The 1,389-nt window shown below is 46.4% G+C and carries 2 protein-coding genes; one reads left to right on the top strand and one right to left on the bottom strand.

Annotated elements, in window-relative coordinates; all coding sequences use genetic code 11:
• Nucleotides 1-194 (top strand): hypothetical protein (locus F6K53_RS42690; protein WP_293086641.1); only part of this gene is annotated, 194 nt, incomplete at its 5' end.
• Here F6K53_RS42690 and F6K53_RS42685 read toward each other — a convergent pair.
• Entirely contained in the window at nucleotides 121-1,071 is a 951-nt protein-coding gene (locus F6K53_RS42685; RefSeq protein WP_293086638.1) for a DUF928 domain-containing protein, read from the bottom strand. The two genes, F6K53_RS42690 and F6K53_RS42685, sit on opposite strands and share 74 nt — an antisense overlap.
• Nucleotides 1,072-1,389: the final 318 nt, after the last annotated feature.

Raw genomic sequence — 1,389 nt, 5'->3', positions numbered from 1 at the left:
AGTTGCCTGTTGATGATATTTTCGTCAGAACTACCACTCGGAAGTTCCCTACTCCCGTCTTGATGCAGTCGCTCATGGGGGAAACCCCCAAGACCGCGCTGCATCGCTACTCCCTACTCCCTACTCCCTGTTCCCTGTTCCCTGTTCCCTGTTCCCTGTTCCCTTTTCTATACAACAATCAACTAGAGGTTTGAATGCGATCGCACGCAAACCCACTGAACCTAGGAAATCCTCCCAATCCCGTTCTAACCTCAAATCATCTGGTTTCTGGTACCGTAGTTCAGCTAAGGCTGTCATCGCATCATGCCAAATACCGTGACTGGCATAAACAGCAATACGCTCCCGTGGTGAAGTAGCAGCCTTGAGCTTACTACTGAGGGTAGAGTCTGGTATGATGCGTTTTACTAATCCTTCCACCTTGGGATTCCCAGAGCGGCGGCGATTAACTACAACAGAGAACTGCCATCGATATACCTGGTCAGTTTCTAGAGGTTTGCTCAAGGGAACACGGACAATACCAGGAGTTCCAGATAACCGAATCGTTTCTTGTAGTAGAGAGTGTTGGTTCTGATCGAGCAGTACAAACTCCACCGTCAGTTCAGGAGTAGACTGTTTAGGAACATAAAACCAAAAGCTAGGAGACTCAGCTAAGGTCAGTGCTAAGAAAGATTTCGAGTCATTACTACAGTTGCCAGTTGCCTCGACAATCTCGCTACTGCCAGGGACTATAGCAATCAGCTGATCCGAACACAGACCACGTGATCCTCCTGATGTCCGTTTCGGTGGTCTGCCGACATCATCAAAGCTTTCCTGTTCTGTAGCATTTGGTGGGAGGAAATATAAACGTCCTCCAGCTGTTGTAATCTGATCAGGTCTACCATCACCGTCAAAGTCTAGATCTGGTTGAGCTGATGGAGTATCGGATTTAGAGAAACTATTTGCGGGGGAGTTACTGTTTAGGGCAACAGAGTGCGAACGCGCTCGTAGAGGGTAAATGGTGAAATTAAGTAGTACCCAGACCAGGGTCAAGATCAAAGAAGGTTTGTACAAGGCTAGCTTTTTGTTATACATACTCAGAGGTTTGACAAAAATTAATTTTTTTAAAGGATTCCATAATCTTTATCAGTCCTTAGTCAGGGATTTTCTGCAAACCTTTACATTTCTTATCACACCGATCGGATATAGAGCATTTCCAAATAGATCGGGAAAGGCTAGATCTCAACTGCTGACCTCAACCTGGGTGTCTTGTGCTTTACGCCTTTAGAGGTTGTCTGAGAAGTCTCATTTGCTACATATAAGCCCCCGTTGGTCCCCCAATTTTGGGGGACTTTTACCAGCAAATAGATTCTTGTTCCCCCCAGAATTGGGGGGCTAGGGGGGCAAAATTCA

The organism is Moorena sp. SIO4A1 (assembly GCF_010672065.1).
GTDB lineage: Bacteria > Cyanobacteriota > Cyanobacteriia > Cyanobacteriales > Coleofasciculaceae > Moorena.
This window is presented reverse-complemented; position numbering and strand designations above follow the sequence as displayed.